This window comes from Pelistega suis (assembly GCF_013133795.1).
In the GTDB taxonomy this organism is placed as follows: Bacteria; Pseudomonadota; Gammaproteobacteria; order Burkholderiales; family Burkholderiaceae_B; genus Taylorella; species Taylorella suis.
Map to the genome: position 1 here is coordinate 105717 of NZ_JABGBN010000002.1, position 20236 is coordinate 125952.

Genomic DNA, 20236 nt, shown 5'->3' on the forward strand with positions numbered 1-20236 from the left:
ATCATCCGACATTGTATTTTTAGGAAATCATATGACTATACAAATGCCTGAAAAACTTGTGATTGCGACGCGAGAAAGTCGTCTTGCTTTATGGCAAGCAGAACATGTTCAAGCAAAACTCTCTGCACTTTATCCAAATACACGAGTCGAATTGTTGAAAATGACAACACGTGGTGATCAGATTTTGGATAAAACATTATCTAAAGTAGGGGGTAAGGGCTTATTTGTAAAAGAGCTGGAGACCGCTTTACTTGACGGTCGTGCGGATTTAGCTGTGCACTCACTAAAAGATGTTCCTGTGGATTTAAAAAGCCCTTTCCAATTGGCGTGCGTGATGGAACGCGAGGATCCTCGAGATGCTTTTGTGTCTAATGATTATGCCAGTTTGGCGGATTTACCAGCAGGTGCTGTGGTCGGCACATCAAGCTTACGTCGTGAATCACAGATTCGTGAGCGTTATCCTCATCTAGAGGTCAAACCCTTGCGCGGCAATCTAGATACGCGTTTGCGTAAATTAGATGAGGGACAGTATGCGGCGATTATCTTAGCAGCGGCAGGTCTAAAGCGTCTGCAGCTTTCAGAGCGTATTCGTGACTATATTTCTATTGAAGATAGTTTACCAGCAGCGGGTCAAGGGGCTTTGGGGATTGAAATTCTGGAGGCACGTACGGATATGTATGCTTTATTGCAAGCGCTTCAACATACGCCTACTCAGCAATGTACCCTGGCGGAGCGAGCGGTTTCCTTAGCGTTAGGTGGTTCTTGTCAAGTGCCTTTAGCTGCCCATGCTACCCAACAAGAAGGGCAACTTCATATTGACGCATTGGTGGCTTCTACGGATGGGAAAACGATTTTACGTGCTTCATTAGCAGGTGATGCAACGCAAGCGGAGAAACTAGGCTTGCAAGTTGCAGAGCAGCTCAAAGAAAAAGGCGCATTAGCCTTGGTTGAGCAGGCATTGGCACAAAACTAAACCATTTTGCATATGCAGCATGTGATTGTTTTGACAAGACCAAAAGCCAAGAATGATGACTTGGCTTTTTCTTTACAGTCGGCGATAGCGAAAGAGCATTTCTCATCAGATGTTCAGGTGGTGTCTCTGCCGGCATTAACTATTCGACCCTATGCTTGGCAGGAATTGTCCATTGCTGCACAGAATGATTTTCAATCCCTATCGCAGTTTGATGCTGTTTTTTGTGTGAGTCCCATTGCCATCGAGCAATTTTTTACCTTAGTTGAGCAGCAGTCACTCATTCTCCCAGAGAATATGCTGTTCTTATGTGTAGGAACAGGGAGCCAATCACAATTGGAGCAAAGAGGTATTGCTCAGTCTCGGATAGTGGTGGCACAACAAGGTAATGACTCAGAGGCCTTGTTAGCGGCGTTGTCAGAACAACCCCTCGCTTTAAAAAAATTATTGATTATACGGGCGGATACTGGTCGAGATTGGTTTAAAGAGCAATTGCAAGCGCAAGGGATAGAGGTGTATACCCATGCAATTTATCGTCGAGAGTCTGTCATATTGAATGCAGAGCAAAAACACTTTTTTACTTATTTAAATGCCAATACGACGTTTCAATGGCTTTTTACGAGTAGTGAAAGTGTTCAGGCCTTAATTCCTTCTTTATATAATCTGGGTATTTTTAATCATTTATTCTGTGATGAACAATCACAAGGAAGGGCCGAGAAGATTGGGCATCAATTTTGGGTCATTCATCCACGCATTGGGCAGACAATAGTACATGTATTTGAAAAACTATTCTCCAAAAATACCGAGAAAATGCACTTAACTATATCGATGGTAGGAGCAGAAAATCAGCAAATTCAGGAGGCAATGCTTAAGCATATACACAATATGGGATAAAATTGTGTATATTGTCTATATTGACCTCAGACAACCGAGAGGATTTTAAATGACGCAAAGAACAAAATATCGAACAGGTAGACGCTCTGCAAATCGTCATGCTGATAAAAGTGGTAAGCACGTTTCGGCAAAATCGGTATCAATGCAAGAAGAAACACAGCCAAAAGAGTTAATAATGATGAATGAAAAAAATGAATCCCAAGAATTAGAACAAATCGAAACCAAAAAAATAGAAAATACATCGCCAGCACCTGAGCAAGTAGAGGGAGTAGAAGTTGTAGAGGTAGCAGAAGTCAAAAGCACGCTAGATACTTCTGAAGAGATGTTGAGTGAACGTGTAGAAGAAGTCTCTCAGCATGAAGCAAGTACGGTAGCCTCAGAGGATGCATCGACTACCACGAACGTTTCAGAGGAATCTGTATCAGCACATTCTTCTCGAGGTGGTGTAGGTAAGATGATTCTTGGAGGGGTGATTGTCGCCTCTTTGGCTGGAGGGGCTTATTACTATGCTCAGCAAAATCAACTATTTGGTTTAGGTGAGTCTTCAACGACAGAGAGTACGCTCACAGAAGCTCCCCAAAGTAGTGATACGAGTGTAGTAAATACAGCAGAAAATACGGTGGCAACGACGGATACGAATGAAAAAACAGAGATGACTGCTGAGACAAATTCAGCAGAAACTACCTCAGCAGAAACTACCTCAGCAGAATCTTCTTCGGTGGCAGATACGTTAGCCAAAGAGCTTTCAGACAATGCCAAGAAAACAGAAGAGACCGCAAAAGCATTGGCGGATGATTTAATTGGAACAGGGGTGACAGAAGAAAAAGTTGAAACGAGCGACACAGAAGAAAAAACGCCAGAAAGTCCATCTGAAGCCATGACCTCAGAGACTATTCAGCAAGATCCTTCTTCGGTAGTAGCAAGTTCTATCACTGAAAACACTACCAATAGTGTATCGCCAGAGTCAGCAGAATCAAATTCAGCAACGCAGGCCTTAGAAGCTCGTCTTGCCGCACAAGAACAGCAAATTGCGCAATTGGTAGCACAACTTAAAGAAGCACAAGCGGTTGCAGCCGAACAGCAAGCGAAAGAGCAAAAGCAACAATCGTTGCGCCATGTCTTAAATGAATTAAGTGGCTTATATCAAGCAGCAGATTTTGAGCGCACTGTACGCGTAAATAAAGAGAATGCTGTAAAAGCACTGGGTATTTTAAAAAATCAACTCGCTTTACAAACGGATGAGGTTTGGAATGGTGTTCGTCAAGCAGTAGATAGTGATATTGAGGCATTAAATAATGCTGGCGATATTAATTTAGATAAATTATTTGCTGCCAGTAATGAGTTGGCTGAGTTGGTAAAATCAGCCCCGTTTGTAAGTGCCGAAAGTGGCAATGATACCGTAGCGACTACGGCTAATACAGTAACAGATACCACGTCAAATACGGGTGGTTCTTGGTTGGATCAAGCGATTAATCATGTTGAGCGCTTACCAGCTCAAGCGTATGAGGCGATTCGTTCAGATTTAGGTGGTTTAGTGAAGGTCGAAAAACTGTCTAATCCAGCCGTTGCGATGATGTCGATTAGTGATATTCAAGCACAACGAGCGGAGACATTAAGACAATTAAGTATTGCTCAAGAGGCCTTATTAAAACGCCAAGAGCCAGTATGGAAAGCTGCTATGCAAAAGGTTGAACAACAGTTGATGACCTACTATAACCTCAATATTGAGAAGACCCAACAAGCGGTTGCATTGGCACGCCAATTGATGAATACGTCTGTACAGTCATCATTACCAGCCTTATCAAACACACAACAAGCATTAGAGCAGTTTGCTCGTCAATTACGAATTGAGAACTAAAAAAGGAAAATCATATGCGAGCAATTATTAAATTAGCGATTTTATTTGGCTTGGCAATCCTTGCGGTGTTCTTCTTAAAGGATAATAACGATGTGGTTATGCTGATTACGGGCGATGAACGTCGCACAGTATCCTTGCTTACTGCCTTATTATTTTTGATTGTTCTGTTTGGCATTGCTTATATCCTTGTACGTTTAATTGTACGAGTTATTGAGTTACCTAAGACATTTTCTAATTGGTCAGAAAAACGTCATGCAGAAAAAGAGGTGACGTTACTTGAGCGTGGTTGGATTGAACTGCTAGAAGGACGTAGCGATAAGGCGGAGAAAGACCTATTGAGCCTAGTGGATAAGACGGATAATTTTAAACGTAAAATCTTAGCAAGTATGGCAGCAGCGCGTGCAGCTCACGACTTATCACACTTTGATCGTCGTGATAGCTTATTGGCAGAAGCACGACAGAAAGCCAAAACTAATCCTCGCTTTGAATCAGCGGTTGCTTTAGTTCAGGCAGAACTTTTATTAGAGCAGGGTAAAGGATTTGAAGCTCTAGATCATCTTGAGTTTGCGATTAAGGTCGATGCCAAAAATACACATGCACAAGGCCTCTTATTGCGTGCTTATCGTCAGACAGGAATGACCCTTAAAATGGTGGATACAGCGCGCCAATTGGTTCGCAAGAATCTGCTCACAGAGGAAGAATTACGATCGTTATTAGACCATTATGGCGCTATCTATGTCGCTAATGCTTCTTTTGAGGAAGCTAAAGATTTTTACGATAAACTCAGCCGTGATGAAAAAGCCGTCCCTTCTATCGCACTCACGATGGCGGCTCGTTTTGAACAGTTAGAGGACTTTCGTAACGCTGGTGAGGCATTAGAAATTGCCTTAAATCAAAAGATTGACTCTCGTTTGTTGGCGCAATATGTAAAATGTCCATCTTCTGAGGTAAGTGCTCGTATTAGTCAAGCACAACGTTGGTTAGCGGTTGATGAAAATAATCCAGAATTGCTTGTGACACTTGGTCAGCTATGCTTGATGGACAAACTGTGGGGACAAGCAGAACGTTATTTAAATAAGAGTTTATCTATTTACGAAACCTCAAAAGCCCATGCTTTATTGGGTATTTTAAATGATCGTCAAGGCCGTCAACAAGAGGCGATTCGTCATTGGCGTTTGGCTTCAAGTAGTGCGGTGGCTATATCAGCGACAGAAGTGGCTGGTGTATTAGTCGCAGCAGATACAAGTAATGACCCAACAACACCACCCGATGTGAAGAATCTTGATAAGCTAGAAGACCGTTTCTTGGCTAACAAAGTCGAGACAGGACGTGGTATTATTGAGAGCAACTCCGATGATTACTTATTTGATTCTGCACCACCTACACTTCAAAAGTAAAGGGCGTATTGAATAATTTATTGGTTATAAAAATTTAATTAGTTTTTAATCTCTTTTAAAAAGGTAGAAAAATGAGTTTAGCGAATGTTCCAGCAGGTTCTAAATTACCAGAAGAATTTAATGTTGTTATCGAAATTCCAATGAATTCAGACCCTGTAAAATACGAAGTAGATAAGGAAACAGGGGCTGTATTTGTGGATCGCTTTATGCTAACAGCGATGCACTATCCATGTAATTATGGTTATATTCCTCAAACCTTATCGTTAGACGGTGACCCAGTAGATGTTTTAGTCAAGACACCATTCCCAGTTGCGGTGGGTTCTGTCATTAAATGCCGTGCGCTAGGTGTTTTACAAATGGAAGACGAAGCTGGTCAAGACGCTAAATTATTAGCGGTACCTGTTGATAAACTTTATCCTGTATATAGCAACATCAAAACAGTAGAAGATTTACCAGAAGTAGAATTAAAACAAATTCAACACTTCTTTGAGCATTACAAAGACCTAGAAAAAGGTAAATGGGTTAAAGTAACGGGTTGGGCAGGTCCTGATGCCGCTAAAGCAGAGATTGCTTCAAGTGCAGAGCGTTACAATAAAGGTGCTTAATTAGCTAGTCTACATTACATATTGTAATGCTGTGCTAATAGGAGACCCACTTAATGAGCTGTCATTAGGTGGGTTTTTTCATCTATTTATAAATGAATACTAGGGTTTTCCCTAGGTGTGGATTTGCTTTAAATCTGTAACTTTTCGTGTGGATAAGTGTCAATTAAGGTAAAATAGAGGGCTTATGTCAAGAAAAAGTCATCTTTTTCTATGTTTATCAATCTAATTACAGTAGCCAAAGCGATGATTAGAATTAAAAAAGGTTTAGATTTACCTATTGCAGGTAAACCAGAGCAAGTGATTCAGCAGGGTCAAGCCATTACTGAAGTTGCGTTGCTCGGTGAAGAATACGTAGGTATGCGTCCTTCGATGAGAGTTCAAGAGGGCGATATCGTCAAAAAAGGGCAAGTCCTTTTTGAGGATAAGAAAAATCCGGGAGTCGTCTATACAGCGCCTGCAGCAGGTAAAGTAACAGCGATTCATCGTGGTGAAAAACGTGTCTTACAGTCTGTGGTGATTGCGCTTGAGGGCAATGATCAAGTTAAATTTGAACACTATGCGGCTGATGTTTTAGCTGCGTTGGGTGGCGAGGATATTCGTCGCAATCTTGTGACGTCGGGGCTATGGACAGCATTCCGTACACGTCCATTTAGTAAAGTGCCTGCTGTAGATGCGCAACCCGCCGCGATTTTTGTCAATGCGATGGATACCAATCCATTAGCGGCAGATCCCACGGTGATTATTGCGGAGCGTAGTGAGGACTTTATCAATGGCCTAATCGTTATCAGCCGTTTAACAGAGAAAAAAGTTCATCTTTGTAAAGCAGCCGGTGCGTCAGTTCCTACAGTTAGCTTAAAAAACATCGAAGTACATGAATTTGCGGGTGTTCATCCAGCAGGTTTAGCGGGTACGCATATTCATTTTATTGAGCCAGTTGGTGCTAAGAAAACGGTTTGGACAATTAATTATCAAGATGTCATGGCGATTGGCCGTTTATTTACGACGGGCGAGTTGGATAATTCACGAGTGATTTCTTTGGCGGGTCCTCAGGTGAAAAAGCCTCGCTTAGTTCGTACACAATTAGGTGCAAAGATTTCTGAGTTGGTCTCAGGTGAAGTAGAGACAGCAGATAATCGCGTGATTTCTGGTTCTGTTCTTAATGGTGTGACAGCTAAAGGGGCGCATGATTACTTAGGGCGTTACCATTTACAAGTATCAGTCATTGAAGAGGGGCGTCATAAAGAGCTTTTTGGTTGGGTGGTGCCAAGTACAGATAAATACACGATTACACGTACAACCTTAGGCCATTTCCTCAAGAATAAGCTGTTTAAGTTTACTTCAGCGATGCATGGTAGTGAGCGCGCAATGGTGCCGATTGGCACATATGAGCGTGTGATGCCGTTGGATATTTTGCCGACGTTGTTATTGCGTGATTTAATTGTCGGTGATACAGATAGCGCACAAGCCTTAGGCTGTCTTGAGTTAGACGAAGAAGACTTGGCACTGTGTAGCTTTGTCTGTCCGGGGAAATATGAGTATGCTTCGTTATTGCGCAATGTACTCGATAAGATTGAGAAGGAAGGTTGATAATGGGTTTAAAGAATTTTTTAGAAAAAATCGAGCCTAATTTCTTACCGGGCGGCAAACATGAAAAATGGTATGCCTTGTATGAAGCCATTGCGACAGCACTTTATACCCAAGGTAATGTGACTCGTAAGTTTTTACATGTACGCGATGCTTTAGACTCTAAGCGTATGATGATTTTAGTTTGGCTATCGCTATTTCCCGCTATGTTCTATGGTATGTACAACGCGGGTGCGCAAGCAATTTTAGCGGTAAATCATTTGGGCTTATTAGACCAAAATATCGCTTCTGATTGGCATTATGCTTTAGCAGCGAGTTTGGGGATTGATTTATCTGCTACTGCTGGTGTGATGAGTAAATTTGCACTAGGTGCGGTATTTTTCCTACCGATTTATGCGGTGGTATTTATTGTAGGTGGCTTTTGGGAGATCCTATTTGCGAGTGTTCGCAAACATGAAGTGAATGAGGGTTTCTTTGTCACCTCAATTTTATTTGCCCTGATTGTGCCTCCTACTTTACCGCTATGGCAAGCAGCCTTAGGAATTACCTTTGGTGTTGTTGTCGCCAAAGAGATGTTTGGTGGTGTGGGTAAGAACTTTATGAACCCTGCCTTAGCAGGACGTGCATTTTTATTCTTTGCTTATCCAGCCAATATTTCTGGTGATTCTGTTTGGATCGCCGTTGATGGTTTTTCGGGAGCAACAGCTTTATCACAATGGGCTTCAGGCGGCGCAGGGGCATTAACACATACCGTTACCGGTGAGAGCATTACATGGATGGATGCTTTCTTAGGAAATATGCCGGGTTCAGTGGGTGAAGTATCAACACTTGCCTTAATTATTGGTGGTTGTTTTATCGTCTTTACCCGCATTGCTTCTTGGCGTATTATTGCCGGTGTTATGATGGGTATGGTGGCGACATCATTACTATTTAATACCATTGGTTCAGAGACGAATCAGATGTTCTCTATGCCTTGGTATTGGCACCTTGTTGTGGGTGGCTTTGCGATTGGTATGATTTTTATGGCAACCGATCCAGTATCGGCTTCATTTACTAATAAAGGTAAATGGTGGTACGGTATTTTGATTGGTGTGATGTGTGTACTTATCCGAGTCGTCAATCCAGCATACCCAGAAGGGATGATGTTAGCGATTTTATTTGCTAATTTATTTGCGCCGATTTTTGACTTCTTGGTGGTTAAGGCTAATATTAAACGTCGTAAAGCACGTAATGGCGATAATGCTGAGCAGGAGAGTGCATAATGGCAAAATTTAATAAAGACAGTTTTGGTGGTACAGTTGCTGTCGTTTTAGCGGTTAGCTTGGTCTGTTCAGTAATCGTGGCTGGTGCTGCGGTGGGTTTGAAGCCAACACAAAACGAGCAAAAAGCATTGGACAAACAAAAGAATATCTTAAGTGTTGCTGGACTTTTAGAAAAGAACACGGATATTCGTAAAGTGTACGGTGAACGTATTGAGTCACGAATTGTGGATTTAGCGACGGGCGACTATGTCGAAGGGGTAAGTAACTTTGATATGCGAGTGGCGGCTAAAGATCCCACACAAAGTATCGAAATTAATCCAGAAGAAGACTTTGCTGGACTAAAACGTCGTGCAAAATACGCTGAGGTATATTTAGTCAAAGATAATGAGGGCAAAGTCTCTCAAATCGTTTTGCCTATGCATGGAACAGGTCTTTGGTCAGTCATGTATGGTTTTGTTGCTGTGCAACCTGACGGTAATACGATTAATGGCATCACCTATTACGATCAAGGCGAAACGGCTGGCTTAGGTGGTGAGATTGCTAATCCATTATGGCAAAAAGGCTTTGTAGGCAAGAAACTTTACAATGAACAAGGCAATGTGGCGATTCGTGTGGGTAAGGGCGCTTCAGCAGACGCCACTCACGGTGTTGATGGGCTATCAGGCGCAACAATGACCACAAAAGGTGTTCAAGGTTCATTTAACTATTGGTTTAGTCAAAATGGTTTTGGCCCATACTTAGCAAAGATTAAGGCAGGAGCACAATAATGGCGGATACAAAACGTTTAAAAGAGTTATTACTCTCACCCGTTATTTCGAATAACCCCATTGCATTACAAATCCTTGGTATTTGTTCGGCATTGGCTGTGACAACAAAGCTTGAAACAGCGGTGGTAATGGCGATTTCAGTTAGTTTAGTGACGGCGTTTTCGAGTTTCTTTATCTCGGCGATTCGTAACTATATTCCAAATAGTATTCGCATTATCGTACAGATGGCGATTATTGCCTCATTGGTGACACTCGTTGATCAGATTTTGCAAGCTTATGCGTATGAACTTTCTAAGCAATTATCAGTATTCGTTGGCTTGATTATTACTAACTGTATTGTGATGGGACGTGCTGAAGCCTTTGCGATGAAAGAACCTCCAGTAGCGAGCTTTGTAGATGGTCTTGGCAACGGTATGGGCTATGGTGTTATTTTAGTTATTGTTGCCTTTATTCGTGAACTGATTGGTTCAGGTAAATTGTTTGGTATCACTATTTTCCAAACTATTCAAGACGGTGGTTGGTATCAAGCAAATGGTTTATTCCTACTTGCACCAAGTGCTTTCTTTATTATTGGTTTTATCATCTGGGGTCTGCGTACTTTAAGACCAGAGCAGGCGGAGAAGTAAACGATGGAACACTATATTGCGATTTTCGTAAAGTCCATATTTATTGAGAATATGGCACTGTCATTCTTCTTAGGGATGTGTACGTTCTTAGCCGTCTCTAAAAAAGTATCTACCGCTTTTGGTTTAGGTGTTGCAGTCACGGTTGTATTAGCTATTTCTGTCCCTGTTAACCAATTAGTATTTTCGTTGGTACTTAAAGATGGAGCCATTGTTGAGGGAGTGGATTTAACTTTCTTAAAATTCATTACCTTCATCGGCGTTATTGCGGCTATTGTTCAAATTCTTGAGATGATTTTGGATAAATATTTCCCTGCGCTTTATAACGCATTAGGTATTTTCTTGCCTCTCATTGCGGTGAACTGTGCAATTTTTGGTGGCGTATCGTTTATGGTTCAGCGAGATTATAATTTTGCTGAATCAGTGGTATATGGTACTGGAGCGGGTCTTGGCTGGATGCTAGCGATTGTAGCATTAGCAGGTATCACAGAGAAAATGAAATATGCTGATGTACCAAAGGGTTTACGTGGTTTAGGTATTACCTTTATCAGCGGTGGCTTGATGGCATTAGGGTTTATGTCATTTTCTGGTATTCAGCTATAAGGAGGGTATCGAATGGAAATTACCTTAGGTATCGTTATGTTTACAGCGGTGATTTTGGTACTTGCCTTAATCATCCTTTTGGCCAAATCAAAACTAGTGAATAGCGGTGATATCACGATTGATATCAATAATGACCCAGAAAAATCAATTACCTTACCAGCTGGCGGTAAATTATTAGGTGCATTAGCTAGTAAGGGTATCTTTGTGTCATCTGCTTGTGGTGGTGGTGGCTCTTGCGGACAATGTCGCGTTATTGTGAAAAGTGGTGGTGGCGATATTTTACCGACAGAACTATCACATATTAATAAACGTGAAGCAAAAGAAGGTTGCCGTTTATCTTGTCAAGTTAACGTCAAAGGCGATATGCAAGTGGAATTGCCCGAGGACGTGTTTGGCGTGAAAAAATGGGAATGTACAGTTATCTCTAATGATAATAAAGCGACCTTTATTAAAGAGTTGAAACTAGCTATCCCCGAGGGCGAAGAAGTCCCTTTCCGTGCAGGTGGTTATATTCAAATTGAGGCAGGACCTCATACTGTAGCCTATAAAGATTTTGATATTCCTCAAGAGTATCATGAGGATTGGGATAAGTTTAATTTATGGCGCTATGTGTCTAAAGTGGATGAGCCGATTGTACGCGCGTATTCTATGGCCTCTTATCCAGAAGAAAAAGGCATTATTATGCTTAATGTGCGTATTGCATGCCCACCACCCAATAACCCTGATGTTGCACCAGGTCAGATGTCATCGTATATTTGGTCATTAAAACCAGGTGATAAAGTCACTATTTCAGGACCATTTGGTGAGTTCTTTGCCAAGGATACGGATGCGGAGATGGTATTTATCGGTGGTGGTGCAGGTATGGCTCCAATGCGTTCGCATATCTTTGACCAATTAAAACGCTTGAAGTCAAAACGTAAAATCACGTTCTGGTATGGTGCTCGTTCAAAACGTGAGATGTTCTACGTTGAGGACTTTGATACTTTACAAGCAGAGAATGAGAATTTCAAATGGCATGTAGCACTTTCAGATCCACAACCCGGTGACGATTGGGATGGCTATACAGGCTTTATTCATAACGTGCTTTATGAAAACTACCTCAAAAATCATGAAGCACCAGAAGATTGTGAGTTCTATATGTGCGGACCTCCAATTATGAATGCATCAGTCATTAAAATGCTCAAAGACCTCGGCGTTGAAGATGAAAACATTTTATTAGACGACTTCGGCGGCTAATAAAATGTTTAGGTAAGCCTCCTCACCAGCTAGTCTGGTGAGATATAAGCGAGCAAGGAGAGCTTATATAAAAATCGAAGATTTTATGAGGATTATCAAAATATTAGACGACTTCGGTGGGTAAATCCAGACCAAAAACAGTCCATTGAGGACTGTTTTGTGCAGGATTTACCAGAGGAGCTTTGCGACGAAGTGGGGACAATCCAGACCAAAAACAGTCCATTGAGGACTGTTTTGCGCAGGATTTACCAGAGGAGCTTTGCGACGAAGTGGGGACAATCTAGACCAAAAACAGTCCATTGAGGACTATTTTGCGCAGAATAGACAGGGAAGTAATGACCTGTCTATTTTTTTATGCAAATGAAGCATAAGGAGGCTTTATCAAGATATCCTATTAGACGACTGTAATGACTAAGAGTATAATCTCAACCACCTTAGTCATTGAATTTATCATGAAAAAACTTTTTACTGCATTCTGTCTTTTTTTGACTTTTTTACTTACTGCCTGCTCGGAAGATATTGAGCAAGTAAGTATTTCTGGACATACGATGGGTACGACTTATACCGTTAAATATCTATCTGCAGCAGATAAAACCTTACCACCACCTGCTGATGTGAAAGTGCAGTTAGATAATCTATTAAAAGAAGTCAATCGTCAAATGTCGACGTATATGCCAGACTCCGAAATCAGTCGGTTTAATCACTTGGATAAGTTGCCAATGACAATGCCCATTTCGGATGATTTTGCTAGGGTAGTGGCAGAAGCAATACGCTTACATAAAGTGACACATGGTGCGTTGGATGTGACGGTAGGTCCTTTAGTCAATATGTGGGGATTTGGTCCAGATAAAACTATTCAAAAGCGCCCCACAGCTGCACAGCTTGATGATGTTCGAGAAATTGTGGGTATTGATAAAATTACATTACAAGCACCGCATAAAAATGGCGAACCTTATCAGTTAAGTAAAACAAGAAAAGGTGTGTATATTGATTTATCCTCTATTGCCAAAGGATTTGGTGTTGATAAAATTGCTGACTATTTAGAACAAATAGGTGTAAACAACTATTTGGTTGAAATTGGTGGTGAGTTGCGAGCCAAAGGAGCTAATGCAGCAAAACAAGTTTGGAGAGTAGGTATTGAGCAACCCTCAGTTGTTCAAAAACAGGCAATGCAGATGGTTGTACCTTTGCATAATTTGGCGATGGCAACCTCAGGAGATTACCGTAATTTTCATACAGATGAAACAGGGCAGCGTTTATCGCATATCATTAATCCTAAGACGTTTGAGCCTATTAACCACCAATTAGCCTCGATTACGGTGATTCATCCAAGTGCAATGACGGCAGATGGTTTATCTACGGGTTTATTTGTTCTGGGTGAGCAAGAGGCGCTTGCTACCGCAGAAAGAGAGGGATTGGCTGTATTTTTAATTATAAAAACAGCCGACGGTTTTACAACAAAAATGTCATCAGCCTTTCAAAATTTGTTAAACTAACAAGTTAAGTCTATGCATTAGAACGTTTAATTCATACAAAGATGTAGCATACTATGGAAATCTTTCTCATTACTTTTGGTTTTTTTCTGGTGGTTATCCTAGCGATGGCAGTGGGTTATATTTTTAAACGTAAAGAGATTAAAGGAAGCTGTGGCGGTATTTCTGCGCTGGGTATGGAAAAAGTTTGTGATTGCGAAAATCCTTGTGATCGTCGTAAAGCGATGATGGCTCAAAAAACATAAAGAAAATTTTATATTTGTATTTTTAAAGAAGATGGGTTTTAATGGTTTACCTACTCGTCAACAAATGGAAGAACAACTCAAACAAATAGGTACGGATGAGCAGAAAGATAATACTTGTAAGATGACGCTCAGCACTGTCCGTATGATGAAGTAACAATAATTTATCTTTTGCTGCTTTCTCCCCCTATTTAAAACGGAGGATACTTTACGGCAAACAGAAGATAAAATGAAAAGACCAATTTACCGTGAGATAAATTGGTCTTTTTTATGCATTAAGGTATTGCTTATTTCAACTTACTTAACTGATCTTTGACCTTATCAAGCAAGGCAGAGAAATCAGCCAGACGTTGTTTCTCTTGCTCAATGACAGCTGCTGGCGCACGTTGAACAAAGTTCTCATTATTGAGTTTACCGCTAGCTTTAGCGATTTCATTCTCTAGACGAGTGATTTCTTTGTTAAGACGAGCGGTTTCGGCTACCACATCAATCTTCACGTTTAGCATCAATTCACAATGACCAATGATTTGGCTTGGTGCACCGAGTTCAGGGAGTTTTTCAACAAATTGAACATCATTGATTTTGCCTAATGCCATAATATAAGGTTTTTGTTGCTCAATTAAATCTGATGCGCCGACCATATAGATACCGACTTTCTCTGCTGGGGAAATATTCATTTCACCGCGTAAAGCACGGATAGCCTCAATACTTTGTTTGAGCAAGGCAACATCATTTTCTGCCGCTTCATTAATCCAGTTTTCTTGGAAAAGAGGATAAGCTTGATTGCTTAGCAATACACCTTCCACATTAGGGTCGCGTTTACCTGCGAGTACCGATACTTTTTGCCATAATTCTTCCGTAATAAATGGAATAATAGGGTGAGCGATACGTAGGATGCCCTCAAGAATATTGATTAAGGTACGACGAGTGCCAAGTTGCTGTGCTGGCGTGCCGTTTTGTAGTTGTACTTTGGCGAGTTCGACATACCAGTCGCAATATTCATCCCAAGCAAAACGGTAAATTGTATTAGCAATCATATCAAAACGATACTCTTGGAAGCCTTTGTGAACTTCAGCCACAAAACGTTCGTATTGACTAATCATCCACTGATCAACGAAAGAGAGTTCAGCGACACCTGTTTTTAAATCATGCCCTTCGACATTCATCATCACAAAGCGAGTAGCATTCCATAACTTGTTGCAGAAGTTACGATAGCCCTCACAACGTTTGAGGTCAAAGTTCATATTGCGTCCTAATGTCGCATAGGCCGCCATGGTAAAGCGCAGTGCATCTGCACCGTAACTATTGATGCCTTCAGGGAATTCTTTGCGCGTATCTTTTTCAATCTTAGCTGCTTGTTTGGGGTTCATTAAGCCTTGTGTGCGTTTAGCTACCAGAGACTCCAAATCAATACCGTCAATGAGATCCACAGGGTCTAATGTATTGCCTTTAGATTTACTCATTTTTTGACCTTGAGCATCTAGAATCAGACCATGTACATACACTACTTTGAAGGGGACTTGTCCTGTGAGGTGCATGCTCATCATAATCATGCGAGCCACCCAGAAGAAGATAATGTCAAAACCTGTTACAAGGACATTGGATGGCATATAGCGTTGGTAGTCAGGTGTCACCGCAGGCCAGCCCATGGTGGTAAATGGCACAAGTGCAGAAGAGAACCATGTATCAAGCACATCTTCATCGCGACGTAGTTGACCTGTAATACCGGCAGCAGCAGCTTTTGTATAAGCTTCTTCTTCGTTGCGAGCCACAAAGATTTGACCGTCCTCACTGAACCATGCAGGAATTTGATGTCCCCACCATAATTGACGAGAAATACACCAGTCTTGGATATTATCTAACCACTGATTGTAGGTGTTAGTCCAGTTTTCTGGGTAGAAGCTGACACGACCGTCACGTACCACTTCGAGCGCCATCTCTGTGATGCTTTTGCCCGGGTTATATGTACCCTCTGGGGCGGGTTTGCTCATTGCCACGAACCATTGGTCAGTAAGCAATGGTTCAATAACTGTCTTTGTGCGATCACCACGAGGGACTTTAAGCTTATGGGGCTCAACCTTTTCTAGATAGCCTTGAGCTTCTAAATCAGCAACAATTTGCTTGCGAGCGTCAAAACGGTCTAAGCCTTGATATTGAGTTGGCGCTGCATCATTAATCTTTGCATCAAGTGTTAGGATATTAATAAGCGCTAGTCCATGGCGTTGACCGACTTGATAATCGTTAAAGTCATGCGCTGGCGTTACTTTAACCACACCTGTACCAAACTCTAAATCGACATAGTCATCAGCAATAATAGGTAGCTCGCGATTGACAAGAGGAAGCTTAACTTTTTTGCCAATCAGATGTTTGTAACGTTCGTCTTCTGGGTGAACCATAACAGCAACGTCACCTAGCATAGTTTCTGGGCGTGTTGTCGCTACAATAAGATGTGTCAGTTCTCCGCTAGGTTCAACGAGGGGATAACGGATATGCCATAAAGAACCGTCTTCTTCGACGCTTTCTACCTCGAGGTCTGAAACAGCGGTACCTAATACAGGATCCCAGTTTACAAGACGTTTACCGCGGTAGATAAGACCTTGTTCATAAAGACGAACAAAGGTTTCAATCACACCAGCTGACATTTGCTCATCCATCGTGAAGTATTCACGAGCCCAGTCAGCTGAACTACCAAGACGACGCACTTGTGAGTGAATCGTACCACCAGAAAGTTCTTTCCATTCCCACACTTTTTCGAGGAATTTCTCACGACCTAAGTCATGGCGAGAGATATTTTGTGCATCTAATTGACGCTCTACAACAATTTGTGTCGCAATACCCGCATGGTCAGCACCCGGAACGAAAACCGTATCACAACCGTTCATACGATGATAACGAATTAACCCATCCATAATGGTCTGGTTAAAAGCGTGACCCATATGCAAGGTGCCTGTCACATTTGGAGGAGGGAATTGAATGATATAGGGGGTACCTGAAAGCGGGGAGTCAGTTTGCACATGTTGTCCTGCTTTAAAGGCAGAGAGAGATTCCCATTGATTATACCAATAAGCTTCAAGGGCTTTAGGTTCAAAATTCTTGGCTAATTGCGAGTTATCTTGTGATTCTGTTGACATAGAGATGAATACAGTAGTTATGTATGAAAAATGTACGATTTCAAAGAATGAAAGATCGGCATTCTGATAAAAACACTATTTTAAAGGAATTTGCGCTATTAAGTGTCATTTGACTGCAGAATAAGGCAATATTTCTGCGCAAGTAAAATCCTAATATGTTAAAATGCGAGATTATTTTGGGCAAGGTATTTCTTGCTTTTTAATCATTTTATTAACAGGAGTTTTAAATGGCTATCGAACGTACATTATCTATCATTAAACCAGACGCAGTTGCTAAAAATGTTATCGGTGAAATCATCACTCGCTTTGAAAAAGCAGGTTTGAAAGTAGTTAACGCAACATTAAAACAATTAACACGTGCAGAAGCAGAAGGCTTCTACGCAGTTCACAAAGAGCGTCCTTTCTTTAACGACTTAGTAAACTTCATGATTTCTGGCCCTGTATTTGTACAAGTACTAGAAGGTGAAAATGCTATCGCTAAAAACCGTGAATTAATGGGTGCGACTGATCCTAAGAAAGCGGCACCAGGTACAATCCGTGCTGACTTCGCAGAAAGCATCGATGCAAATGCTGTTCACGGTTCTGATGCACCAGAAACAGCGGCTGTTGAAATCGCTTACTTCTTTGGTAAATAATCGAACCTTAGAATGACTGAACGCCTCAATTTATTGGGCTTAGATAGTGATGCCCTCGCACAGCAAGTTGCTGAGTGGGGGCACAAGCCATTCCGAGCCAAACAGTTAGCCCGTTGGGTTCATCAGCGTGGTGCGAGTAGTTTTGACCAGATGACCGATCTGGCAAAGGATTTTCGTGCGCAATTGGAAAGTTGTTGTGCGATTAGTACACCGCCGGTGATTACCAAGAAAGTGTCTTCTGATGGCACGCGTAAATGGCTTTTTGATGTGGGTAACCACAATGCGATTGAAACGGTCTTTATTCCTGAAGACGATCGAGGTACTTTATGTATTTCAAGTCAGGCGGGGTGTACGGTAGCTTGCCGATTTTGTTCGACAGGTCATCAAGGCTTTAATCGTAATCTCACAACGGCTGAGATTATTGGTCAGTTATGGCATGCACGTGCCGATATTTTATCTGATCAAGGTGCTGCACGTTTAAATGCAGAACTAAATGAAAATGACCGCATTATCAGTAATGTGGTGATGATGGGGATGGGCGAGCCCTTATTAAATTATGACCAAGTTGTTCCAGCCCTCAAACTTATGTTGGATGATAACGCCTATGGTTTATCACGTCGTCGAGTGACGGTATCAACCTCTGGTGTGGTACCCATGATGGATCGATTAGCACAAGATTGTCCTGTGGCATTGGCGGTGTCTTTACATGCGCCCAATGACGATTTGCGCGATCGTTTGATTCCTTTAAATAAAAAATATCCACTGGCAGAATTAATTGCTGCCTGTAACCGTTATCTTGAGTATGCACCTCGTGACTTTATTACGTTTGAGTATATTATGCTTGAGGACGTCAATGATACGGATAAACATGCACTTGAGTTGATTGAAATCACCAAACAAGTGCGTTGCAAAATTAATTTGATTCCTTTTAATCCATTCCCTGAGTCAGGGCTGAAGCGTTCAAGCAATGCACGTGTCAAACAGTTTGCACAGATTTTGATGGACGCAGGTGTGGTGACGACTGTTCGTAAGACTCGAGGGGATGATATTGATGCGGCTTGTGGTCAGCTTGCCGGCGAGGTTAAGGATCGCACTAAGATTAGTGCACGTATGCAAATGCAAAAAACTATCCCTATTCAGGAGATTAAACCGTGAGTCTAGATACGCCAGATTTAACAAAAGCTTCTGCTAATGCACCTGATGCTGATACATTGGGTGGCTATTTGGCGACAGCACGTTTAGCGCAAAATATGACCTTGCAACAGGTAAGCGACATCACGAAGTATCATGTTAGTCAATTACGTGCTGTCGAAGAGCAACAATGGAGTAAATTGCCTTCAGGTTTTGTGTTGCGTAGCATTATTAAAAAATATGCAACAGCCGTTGGTGTCGATGAAAATATCGCTTTAGATAAGTTGGCTAAAGCGACTGGCAATGTGACACCGCAACCTAATAAAAACTTAAAATCCAGCATCGATCATAAAGTCAATGAGCAATTAAATGAACGTATTGCTAATAGCAGCAGTGGGACATGGTTATGGATTTTATTAATTATTGTGGTGTTGGGTATTGTGGGTTATATCGCCTTTTCACAAGGTATGTTTAGCCTAGACGATATTGAATTTATTAAAAAGTGGTTTGGTAATAATGTCTGATATTGCTTGTGCAGCTCAACCTTATGCGGTAGGCCCAGATAGTCGTCGATTGACGCGCGCTGCGCTCATTAGTTGGGGCGATAAACATGTTCGTGTTGGTGGTGGGGCACCAGTGGTTGTGCAATCGATGACCAATACCGATACCGCAGATGCTATTGCTACGGCTATTCAAGTTAAGGATTTAGCATTGGCTGGCTCTGAATTAGTGCGCATCACGGTAAATACACCAGAGGCCGCAGCAGAAGTACCTAAAATTCGCGAGCAGCTTGATAAAATGGGTGTGAGCGTACCTTTAGTGGGTGATTTTCACTATAACGGTCATAAGTTGCTGACAAGTTTTCCAGAGTGTGCGCAAGCCTTATCAAAATACCGTATTAATCCTGGCAATATGGGTGGCGGCAAAAAACGTGATGATAATTTTGCGCAGATGATTGAAGTGGCGGCCAAATACAATAAAGCCGTGCGCATTGGCGTGAATTGGGGGAGCTTAGATCAAGACCTTATGGCGCGTATGATGGATGAGAACAATGCACGTAGCACTCCATGGACAGCACAGGCCGTAATGCGGGAGGCTTTGGTTATTTCGGCGATTAGTAATGCTCAGAGAGCAGAGGCCTTAGGTTTAGCTGGAGACAAGATTGTTCTATCGTGCAAAGTAAGCCATGTGCAGGATTTAATTTCCGTGTATCGCAATCTTTCTAGTCGTTGTGATTATCCTTTACATCTAGGTTTGACTGAAGCAGGGATGGGTAGTAAGGGGATTGTGGCATCAACGGCAGCCTTATCTGTACTATTACAAGAAGGAATCGGTGATACGATTCGCATTTCTTTGACACCTGAGCCGGGTGGAGATCGTCGCAAAGAAGTGATTGTTGCCCAAGAAATTCTACAAACAATGGGTTTGCGAGCCTTTACGCCGATGGTGGTGGCTTGCCCCGGATGTGGTCGTACAAGTAGTACTTTTTTCCAAGAATTAGCCGATAGTATTCAAACCTTTTTACGTAATCAAATGCCTGTATGGCGGACTCAATATCCTGGCGTAGAAACGATGAATGTTGCCGTAATGGGGTGTGTGGTTAATGGCCCAGGAGAAAGTCAGCATGCGGATATTGGCATTAGTTTGCCTGGAACAGGAGAGGTTCCTTCTGCGCCAGTTTTTATTGACGGTCAGCGTACCGTGACACTAAAAGGCGAAACCATTGCAGAAGAATTCCAAAAAATTGTATTAGATTATGTACAACGTCGTTACGCCGTAAAATAATCTACATCAGTGTGAAAACA

19 protein-coding genes are annotated in these 20236 nt (G+C 41.8%); 18 read left to right on the forward strand and 1 reads right to left on the reverse strand.

The features are described from left to right. Nucleotides 1-37: 37 nt before the first annotated feature. The 14 genes from hemC to HKX39_RS10730 all read left to right on the forward strand — a co-directional run bounded on the left by hemC (nt 38) and on the right by HKX39_RS10730 (nt 13691). On the forward strand, nt 38-973 hold the full coding sequence (gene hemC, locus HKX39_RS03800; RefSeq protein ID WP_171680272.1) for a hydroxymethylbilane synthase: 936 nt from the start codon (nt 38-40) through the stop codon (nt 971-973). A 30-nt stretch (nt 974-1003) separates the two neighbouring features. Then, entirely contained in the window at nt 1004-1864 is an 861-nt protein-coding gene (locus HKX39_RS03805; protein WP_171679990.1) for a uroporphyrinogen-III synthase, read from the forward strand. 49 nt (nt 1865-1913) lie between these two features. Next, nucleotides 1914-3722: a uroporphyrinogen-III C-methyltransferase gene (locus HKX39_RS03810; protein ID WP_171679991.1), complete on the forward strand. Its 1809-nt coding sequence runs from the start codon at nt 1914-1916 to the stop codon at nt 3720-3722. A gap of 14 nt (nt 3723-3736) precedes the next feature. Next, complete coding sequence (locus tag HKX39_RS03815; protein WP_171679992.1) at nt 3737-5119, forward strand: heme biosynthesis protein HemY; 1383 nt, start codon at nt 3737-3739, stop codon at nt 5117-5119. A gap of 71 nt (nt 5120-5190) precedes the next feature. Next, nucleotides 5191-5724 (forward strand): inorganic diphosphatase, encoded by a 534-nt coding sequence (gene ppa / locus HKX39_RS03820; RefSeq protein ID WP_171679993.1) that lies wholly within the window; start codon nt 5191-5193, stop codon nt 5722-5724. A gap of 243 nt (nt 5725-5967) precedes the next feature. Beyond that, nucleotides 5968-7311, forward strand: a complete 1344-nt coding sequence (locus HKX39_RS03825; protein WP_171679994.1) for a Na(+)-translocating NADH-quinone reductase subunit A — start codon at nt 5968-5970, stop codon at nt 7309-7311. A 2-nt stretch (nt 7312-7313) separates the two neighbouring features. Then, a complete protein-coding gene (locus tag HKX39_RS03830; RefSeq protein ID WP_171679995.1) occupies nt 7314-8570 on the forward strand; it encodes an NADH:ubiquinone reductase (Na(+)-transporting) subunit B in 1257 nt (418 codons plus the stop codon). Further along, a complete protein-coding gene (locus HKX39_RS03835; RefSeq protein WP_216605040.1) occupies nt 8570-9337 on the forward strand; it encodes a Na(+)-translocating NADH-quinone reductase subunit C in 768 nt (255 codons plus the stop codon). The genes HKX39_RS03830 and HKX39_RS03835 overlap by 1 nt, the downstream gene beginning before the upstream one ends. Further along, nucleotides 9337-9963 (forward strand): NADH:ubiquinone reductase (Na(+)-transporting) subunit D, encoded by a 627-nt coding sequence (locus HKX39_RS03840; protein ID WP_171679996.1) that lies wholly within the window; start codon nt 9337-9339, stop codon nt 9961-9963. The genes HKX39_RS03835 and HKX39_RS03840 overlap by 1 nt, the downstream gene beginning before the upstream one ends. A 3-nt stretch (nt 9964-9966) precedes the next feature. After that, a complete protein-coding gene (nqrE, locus tag HKX39_RS03845; RefSeq protein WP_171679997.1) occupies nt 9967-10563 on the forward strand; it encodes an NADH:ubiquinone reductase (Na(+)-transporting) subunit E in 597 nt (198 codons plus the stop codon). Between the two features lie 12 nt (nt 10564-10575). Continuing rightward, a complete protein-coding gene (gene nqrF, locus HKX39_RS03850) occupies nt 10576-11799 on the forward strand; it encodes an NADH:ubiquinone reductase (Na(+)-transporting) subunit F (protein WP_171679998.1) in 1224 nt (407 codons plus the stop codon). 452 nt (nt 11800-12251) lie between these two features. Then, a complete protein-coding gene (locus HKX39_RS03855; protein ID WP_171679999.1) occupies nt 12252-13295 on the forward strand; it encodes an FAD:protein FMN transferase in 1044 nt (347 codons plus the stop codon). Between the two features lie 53 nt (nt 13296-13348). After that, on the forward strand, nt 13349-13537 hold the full coding sequence (gene nqrM / locus HKX39_RS03860; protein WP_171680000.1) for a (Na+)-NQR maturation NqrM: 189 nt from the start codon (nt 13349-13351) through the stop codon (nt 13535-13537). 31 nt (nt 13538-13568) lie between these two features. Further along, nucleotides 13569-13691: a hypothetical protein gene (locus tag HKX39_RS10730; protein WP_281356437.1), complete on the forward strand. Its 123-nt coding sequence runs from the start codon at nt 13569-13571 to the stop codon at nt 13689-13691. Between the two features lie 130 nt (nt 13692-13821). Here the strand turns inward: HKX39_RS10730 and HKX39_RS03865 are convergent, their stop codons facing one another. After that, nucleotides 13822-16665, reverse strand: coding sequence for a valine--tRNA ligase (locus HKX39_RS03865; RefSeq protein WP_171680001.1), 2844 nt, complete (start codon nt 16663-16665; stop codon nt 13822-13824). A 227-nt stretch (nt 16666-16892) separates the two neighbouring features. Between HKX39_RS03865 and ndk the strand changes: the two genes are divergently transcribed. From ndk to ispG, 4 genes are read left to right on the forward strand one after another with little or no spacing between them, the layout of a single operon-like run. Continuing rightward, on the forward strand, nt 16893-17300 hold the full coding sequence (gene ndk / locus HKX39_RS03870; RefSeq protein ID WP_171680002.1) for a nucleoside-diphosphate kinase: 408 nt from the start codon (nt 16893-16895) through the stop codon (nt 17298-17300). Between the two features lie 12 nt (nt 17301-17312). Next, complete coding sequence (rlmN, locus tag HKX39_RS03875) at nt 17313-18455, forward strand: dual-specificity RNA methyltransferase RlmN (RefSeq protein WP_171680003.1); 1143 nt, start codon at nt 17313-17315, stop codon at nt 18453-18455. Next, on the forward strand, nt 18452-18955 hold the full coding sequence (locus HKX39_RS03880) for a helix-turn-helix domain-containing protein (protein WP_171680004.1): 504 nt from the start codon (nt 18452-18454) through the stop codon (nt 18953-18955). Before rlmN ends, HKX39_RS03880 begins: the two co-directional genes overlap by 4 nt. After that, on the forward strand, nt 18948-20216 hold the full coding sequence (gene ispG / locus HKX39_RS03885) for a flavodoxin-dependent (E)-4-hydroxy-3-methylbut-2-enyl-diphosphate synthase (RefSeq protein ID WP_171680005.1): 1269 nt from the start codon (nt 18948-18950) through the stop codon (nt 20214-20216). Before HKX39_RS03880 ends, ispG begins: the two co-directional genes overlap by 8 nt. The last annotated feature ends 20 nt before the right edge of the window (nt 20217-20236 follow it).